General features: G+C 66.2%; 1 protein-coding gene. It reads right to left on the minus strand.

Features of this window, described 5'->3' with window-relative positions:
- A partial coding sequence (locus tag AC0608_RS13780; protein WP_478289473.1) for a hypothetical protein occupies positions 1 to 201 on the minus strand: 201 nt, incomplete at its 3' end.
- Between the last annotated feature and the right edge of the window lie 62 nt (positions 202 to 263).

Raw genomic sequence — 263 nt, forward strand, 5'->3', positions numbered from 1 at the left:
TTCAACGCGCTGATTTTCCGGGCGCGGCTGATTGTTTTCCGCCCGCCCACCGCCTTCCGGCCCGCGTTCATGCTGCCCGCCGCCCTGAGGCCTCGGCCCGGGACCGGGCCCCGGCGCGCCATCGCGCTCATCGGCCAATGCCTGCGCGCCGACGCTTGCCACCAGCAAACCAACACCTGCCATACGCCAGATGCGCTTCATGCTATTCCTCACTGCGGATTAGGGCTTGAACATGAGACTGGGAAAGCTTCGCCCGGTTCTGG

The organism is Flavobacterium sp. GNP008, assembly GCF_056428965.1.